Annotated in this window: 6 protein-coding genes; all 6 read left to right on the top strand. The window is 63.1% G+C overall.

All coding sequences use genetic code 11. The annotated features are described in order from the left end of the window. Positions 1-271 precede the first annotated feature (271 nt). The 6 genes from HPC46_RS33355 to HPC46_RS33330 all read left to right on the top strand — a co-directional run bounded on the left by HPC46_RS33355 (position 272) and on the right by HPC46_RS33330 (position 6,047). Positions 272-976 carry a TlpA family protein disulfide reductase gene (locus HPC46_RS33355; protein ID WP_179476286.1) on the top strand — a complete coding sequence of 235 codons (705 nt, stop codon included), beginning with the start codon at positions 272-274 and terminating at the stop codon, positions 974-976. Positions 977-1,079: 103 nt separating this feature from the next. Continuing rightward, on the top strand, positions 1,080-2,072 hold the full coding sequence (locus HPC46_RS33350; RefSeq protein WP_179476285.1) for a DUF3179 domain-containing protein: 993 nt from the start codon (positions 1,080-1,082) through the stop codon (positions 2,070-2,072). Then, entirely contained in the window at positions 2,066-2,797 is a 732-nt protein-coding gene (locus tag HPC46_RS33345) for a hypothetical protein (protein ID WP_179476284.1), read from the top strand. Before HPC46_RS33350 ends, HPC46_RS33345 begins: the two co-directional genes overlap by 7 nt. Before the next feature lie 167 nt (positions 2,798-2,964). Beyond that, positions 2,965-3,918, top strand: coding sequence for a L,D-transpeptidase family protein (locus HPC46_RS33340; protein ID WP_179476283.1), 954 nt, complete (start codon positions 2,965-2,967; stop codon positions 3,916-3,918). Positions 3,919-4,327: 409 nt separating this feature from the next. Further along, on the top strand, positions 4,328-5,296 hold the full coding sequence (locus HPC46_RS33335) for a HipA domain-containing protein (protein ID WP_179476282.1): 969 nt from the start codon (positions 4,328-4,330) through the stop codon (positions 5,294-5,296). A gap of 37 nt (positions 5,297-5,333) precedes the next feature. Further along, the gene (locus HPC46_RS33330; protein ID WP_233717019.1) at positions 5,334-6,047 is read left to right on the top strand and encodes a hypothetical protein; all 714 of its coding nucleotides are present in this window, start codon (positions 5,334-5,336) and stop codon (positions 6,045-6,047) included. Positions 6,048-6,486: the final 439 nt, after the last annotated feature.

Here is a 6,486-nt window from a genome sequence, read left to right as displayed (position 1 = left end):
ATTCCTTTGCTCGAGTGACTTTCGCGGGTCTCTCGAAGAATCACGCGATGACCTTCATTCATCCGGCTACGACACGCCGGTACCGCTGATCAGGTCCGACTCGTACACCACTCTGCTGGACGCAACCTCGGTCATCGTCCTCCTGTCCTAGAGAAACTACGGTGGCACTGCTGCGGCCATCACATGCCACAACTGTCATCAGCCTGACATTCTCGCGGCTCAAGCACTCGCCGTATGGAACTAATCGACAGTGAGAAAGGGGTCGACAGCGATGACACAACAGCCACGGTCGGCGGCGTTCGACTACAACTACGACCATTTCGGCCTGGACCATCGCACGATGGACCACCTGGAGGGGGTGAGCATCGGCGAGTCGGCGCCGGACTTCACCGCCACGCGCCTCGATGGAACATCGGTGACGCTGTCGCAGTTCCGCGGCAAGCCGGTGGTGCTGGAAACCGGCAGCGTGAGTTGCCCGATGTACGTCAGCCGCGTCGAGCCGATGAATGCGCTCGCGTTCCGCTACCCCGACGCGGAGTTCCTCGTCCTTTACGTGCGCGAAGCCCATCCGGGCCAGCACATCAACGCCCATCGCACCGATGTTCAGAAGGTGGCCGCCGCGCGGATGGTCGTCGATACAGAACGCGAGGGCCGCACGATCCTCGTCGACGACCTCCAGGGCACGGCGCACCGGCTTTACGGCGCCATGCCGAACACCGTGCATGTGATCGACGCCGACGGGACCGTGGTGTTCCGCGCCATGTGGAACGACCCGCCCGCCGTGGAGACCGCGTTGCGCAAGGTGCTCGCCGGCCAGGACGCAGGGACGGTCCAGTCTCGGTTCCGCCCGGCGGGCATGGCAACCGTCCTGCGCGTGTTGCGTCGCGCCGGCTGGCGCGCCGTATGGGACTTCGCCATCGCATTCCCGCGGCTGGCCCGCGCACACCTGCCGGGCCGCACCCGCGTGGTGACCTGATCGCCCGCAGGCGGGAGTGTCACCAGACGAACAATGTTCGACACCGAACGGTTCGCGAAGGGGACGCTGAGAGCACCCAAGGTCATCGGGAAGGGCGGGTTCCATGGACCGTGACACCCGACCGGCGCCGTCGCGCAGGCACGTGCTCGTAGGCGCCGGCATCGTCATCGGTGGTGCCACGGCGGCCGCGGTCGGGGTTCAGTGGTGGCGCGGGGCTCAACCGGGACCTGCGCCGAATGAACCCCCTGACACCGAACTGGATGCTCTCGCCGCTGCCACGCTCTCGGGTGGCCCAGGCCCGGACGGCATTCCACCGATCGATGCGCCGCGGTTCGTCACAGCTGACAAGGCAGACTTTCTGCACGACGCCGACCCGGTATTCGGTCTGGTCCACCGCGGCGAGGTCAGGGCTTATCCGCAACAGATCCTCGTGTGGCACGAGATCGTCAACGACACTGTGGGCGGAGAACCGCTGTCGGTGACGTACTGCCCTCTGACCGGTACAGCGATCGCGTATCTCAGCCCGCCCGGCGACGTGCGGACGTTCGGCACTACCGGGCGGCTAGTGAACTCGAATCTGCTGATGTATGACCGCGCGACGGAGTCGCAGTGGCCGCAGATCCTCGGCGTTGCGATCAGCGGGCCGCTCAAGGGCACCCGACTCGACACGGTGCCGCTGGTGTGGACCACATGGCGCGCGTGGCGAACCGCGCATCCCAACACGCTGATGCTGTCCACCGACACCGGCGCCCTGCGCGACTACGGTCGCGACCCTTACGGCTCCTATCTGTCGGCCACCGGCTACTACTTCGAAGACGACACACTTTTTCCGGTGCGTCACGTCAGCGATCGCTACGGGAACAAAGAGGTAGTTGTCGGCGTCCGGGACGGATCCGACCGATTCGCCATCCTCAAGGACCGCGTGCGCCGAGACCAGTCCGTGAAGATCGGTCCGACCGGCAAGCTGGTCGCCGAGTGGGATGACCGCCTGGACGCGGCCGTCGTTCGGCGCGCTGACACTGCAGCGCCGGCCGACTTCATGGACGCGATGTGGTTCGCTTGGCACGCCTTCTACCCGCAGGCGCAGGTGTGGTGATTGGGCCACTCACCGTGCTGGCCCGAATCGGCTCTGCGGCCGAGCACATTACGACCGCCATCGGTGCAGCGGTACTTGAAGTGTGGCAGGCCTTCACGATCCGTGGGCATCGCAGGACTGCGATCGCGGTAGGGCTGACCGTGTTGGTCCTGTATCTACTGGCGATCGGTGACATCGTCGTGGCAGCGTCAGGAGCCCTAGGCAACGAGCCGATGTATCAGATGGCACCGGGACGACTCTTTCACGCTAAAGCACCGTTGTTGTTCGAGCCGGTTCTGGTCCTTCGGCCCAGCACGCACGTGACGTTGTTCTTGAGTCCGGTCAACATCGGTTTGGGCGCAGTCGTGGCTGTGTTGGCCGGCGCCAATGTCGCCGTGGCCCGACATGTCGGACGACAGGCCGAATGCCGCCGCAGCGGCTACTCACGTCTGCTCGGTGTTCTGCCGGTGCTCGGCCTCGGATCCGCCTGCTGCGCACCAACTGTGCTGTTGGCGATCGGAACCAGCACGACTGCGATGCTTGTCCCGGTGATGCTCGCTGTGCGGCCCATCTTCTATCCGCTGACGGTCGTACTGTTGGGAGCGTCACTGGTGTGGACATCGCGTACCCGAAGGGCGCCTCGAGACGGGGCCAGACCGGTAGGGATGCCGGCGGTTCATGAGCTGTCTGTTCGCGTGCCCGACCAGTCGGCATGCGCCGAATCTGCTCCCGACGGACGCTTTTGAGGTGTGCCGGGACGGTCACCCGGCAAAGTCGCGCTGACCCATGGCCCCGCACTGCCCTGCTCGCCGGGGTATGTCACCGTCCTGACAATGCTGCCCCGCGTTCGGGACGTAAGCGATTCACTCAAGGAATCGACGTTCGAAGGACGTTGTGCGACTGGAGGTTGAGAATGCGGATGCGGACGATCGGGCAGCACATCACCGCGATTCTCGCGACCGCCACGCTGCTCGCCGCTTTTGGCAGTGGGGCATCTGCGTCGGCTGAACCCGACAATTCTCCGCCCGGATATCCGCACGCACCGTCGCCTGCCGGCCCGTTCGCGGTCGCGCCACCGCCGATTGGCATGCCACCTGCCCAACCGTCGTCGGAGCCGCTCAGTTCAGCGACGGGTCAGAACCCGCTGCCCTTCACCGGTGAAGCACCTTTCGTGCCGCCAACGTTCAATCCGATCAACGGTTCGACTGTCGGTGTCGCCAAGCCGATCGTCATCAACTTCGCGAGGCCCATCGGAAACCGCGCAATAGCCGAGGACGCGATCCACATCTCGTCGGTTCCGCCGGTACCGGGCAAGTTCTACTGGATGAGCGACACGCAGGTGCGATGGCGACCAATCGATTTCTGGCCCGCGGGTACCGCCGTCGACATCGACGCCGGCGGCACCAAGTCCAGCTTCCGGGTAGGCGAATCGCTGATCGCTACCGTCGACGACACCACCAAACTGATGGAGATCGTTCGCGACGGCGAGTTGGTGAAGACCTTTCCAGTCTCGCTCGGTAAGCCAGGATGGGAAACTCCCAATGGCACCCACTACGTCCTGGCGAATCACTCCGAAATCGTGATGGACTCCTCGACGTTCGGCCTGAGAGTGGATGCTCCCGAGGGATACCGAGTCGATGTCGAGGACGCCGTCCGAATCTCCAACGACGGCATCTTTGTGCACGGCGCACCGTGGTCTGTCGGCGCCCAAGGTGAGAGCAACGTCAGCCACGGCTGTATAAACCTCAGCCCAGCCAACGCCCAATGGTTCTTCGACAACTTCGGCAGTGGCGACCCGGTCGTCGTCAAGAACACCACCGGCGGGCTGTACACGCAGAACGACGGCGCCCAAGACTGGCAGATCTAGGTTCTAGGCGCCGCAGCCGTGGACAGCTGAGGGCAGGGGTGGAGCTCGGGGGTCGTCTGTTCCATGCACCGGAGCACCTCGGCGACGCGGCGTAGCTAGCGACGCCACCACCGGACGAACCCGCTCTGCCTTCGTTTCGACTCCGTGGCCGAGGGCTTGGACACACCCAAAAGCCTGAAATTTGCCGGTAATGTCCACGTGCCGCCCCGCGACCAACGGCGCAAACAGCAGCCCATGCAGCACCGACACGTCACCCTCGGTCATTGGCGAATGTTCGCAGACTGACCCGACAGGGTGACTGAGGTTGAGCCGCTGGGCGCCTCGTACCGCAGGTGCCGTCTGACGAATATGCGACGGTCGCGGTGTTGCTTATCCGAAAGGCGCTGAGCGACGACCTAAAGTTCGCATCGTGGTGGACGCCTTCAACGTTGTCGACCTCGCCGACTGGACACGAGGTGAGAGCGAACCAGGTGGTGATGAGGCCAAACGCTGGTTCATCGCCCCCGAGTCTTCGCGGTACGCCGGTCATTGGTTGTTCAAGCCGCGCCGGATCAAGACGTTGAGGCTTTCCAAGGATCGTCAACGTCGTGGGGAACAACCTGAGGTTCTCATTCGAGGAGAGAACTGGGCTGAGAAGATCTCATTCGAACTTGCCAAGCTCCTGGCTATTCCCGCGACCGAAACAGAGTTGGCCACCGTCATCCAGTTACGCACTGACGAAAGAGTTTTCGGTTCGATGAGCCGGGACATGCGACTGCGGTCTTGGGCGTGGACCCCCGGTGCTGCGCTACTTGCCGAGCGTGATGACGAATTCGATGCCAAGTCATGTCGCGGCCACACGATCAAGGCGGTTGCTATGGCACTTGACGGTGTGCGGGGTCCGGTTGGGACCGATTACGCCGACTGGACCGCCTTCGACGTCTTTGCCGGGTATCTCCTCCTGGACGCCTGGATCGCCAACACCGACAGGCATGCCCATAACTGGGGGGTACTGCAAAATCCAAGGACCGGTGACATCTGCCTCGGACCGAGCTTCGATCATGGGTCGGCGCTCGCGAGCGGCGACGGTGACAACGTCCGATCGCGACGGGTTGATCTCGGCAGGGTCGATCAATGGTGCGCGCATGGCCGCACCAAACGCTTCGACGGGGGACAGGCTATAGGCTTAGTGGAGGTCGCGACGCGGGCTCTATCAACCGCTGGAGCCGCGGCACAGAAGCATTGGATAGCTCAAATCACCGATGTTGACCTGGACGTATGCTTCGATGTTGTTGGAGCTACGCCCGATCTGTCGGACCCAACACGTAAATTTTTAAGGACAGCGCTAGACACTAATCGAAAGCGACTCCGTGATGCACTCCATAGACCTACGACCTGAGTCGACTCACGCCGACTCAGACGTTCATAGGGCGAGATTGATCGTCACGCGCCGCGGAGTCGACGACGGGGTGTACAGGGCGATTGGCTACCTCGACCAACTGACTCACGCCGACGCTCCTTCGATTTATGAATTCACCTACCTGGCCCGGGCGGCGGTCGATCCTGCTTTCGTGCCCATCGTAGGATTCCGAGACGTCACCCGTCGTTACCGTTCCGAGCGGCTATTTCCCTCGTTTGCCGACAGGGTGATGAGCGCCAAACGACCGGATCGCCCGCAGTACCTCGAGGCGCTAGACCTCGACGCTGATGCTGACGCTTGGGAGATCTTGACTGCATCGGGCGGCCATCGGGAAGGCGACCCGATCGAACTAATTTCGTTACCCCAGTTCCACCGGCCGACTGGTGGTACTTCGGCGCACTTCCTCGCCCATGGAGTCAGGCATCGCGACGCCCTAGCGAGCGACCGGATAACAGAGCTGCCCGCGGGTCATCGTCTCGGTTTAGAACCCGACCCGGCAAACCCTGTCAACTCGCGAGCGATTCGCGTCGTCGATGGCCGAATGCACTTGGGGTTTGTGCCCGATCCGCTTCTGGATTACGTCCATTCCGTCATCAGCAGCGGCCCCTTCGAACTGGCCGTAGTCCGCGCTAACCCCGCGCAGACGCACCCGCACTTGCGGCTGCTACTGCGGCTAGCTGGCCGGTGCGATGCGTTCGTTTTCGACCGCCCTGACTGGCGGTCGACCTAACGCATCCAGCATCCGGACCCTTGAGATTTTGCGTGTCCCTCGCGCCGTTGGTCGACTCAACGGGCAGCAAGGAATCAGTGCTTCCACGTGATGTGAAGAGGGGGCCCGTCGGTCCTGGCGCAACCGGCTGGTTCTAGGATTCGCCATTTGAATGGCAAAAATGAGCCCGCCATTCCCCTGGCAACGCGCAATAGCTGCAGTTCAGCAGCTTGTGATATGTCGTGCCGATTGGCAACCTACAGGCTGGCTGGCGGCGGAGGAGCATTGAACTGGTGGTTCGAGCTGTGGGGCCGGCCTCTAACCACCACCAGGTGTCCGTGGCCATGAAAAAGTACCCGCTGGTGGCCAAGTAGAGGTCCCCGCTGGTGGCCAGATAAAAGTCCCCACCCTGTGTTCGTCGTGTCGATCAGGAACTGTGGGCCCCGATGGTGACGGTGAA

The organism is Mycolicibacterium vinylchloridicum (assembly GCF_013404075.1).
Lineage (GTDB): Bacteria > Actinomycetota > Actinomycetes > Mycobacteriales > Mycobacteriaceae > Mycobacterium > Mycobacterium vinylchloridicum.
This window is presented reverse-complemented; position numbering and strand designations above follow the sequence as displayed.

Excerpts from the sequence above, each read along its gene's own strand:
- HPC46_RS33355 (WP_179476286.1), top strand. The coding sequence starts at position 272 with ATGACACAACAGCCACGGTCGGCGGCGTTCGACTACAACTACGACCAT.
- HPC46_RS33350 (WP_179476285.1), top strand. The coding sequence starts at position 1,080 with ATGGACCGTGACACCCGACCGGCGCCGTCGCGCAGGCACGTGCTCGTA.
- HPC46_RS33340 (WP_179476283.1), top strand. The coding sequence starts at position 2,965 with ATGCGGATGCGGACGATCGGGCAGCACATCACCGCGATTCTCGCGACC.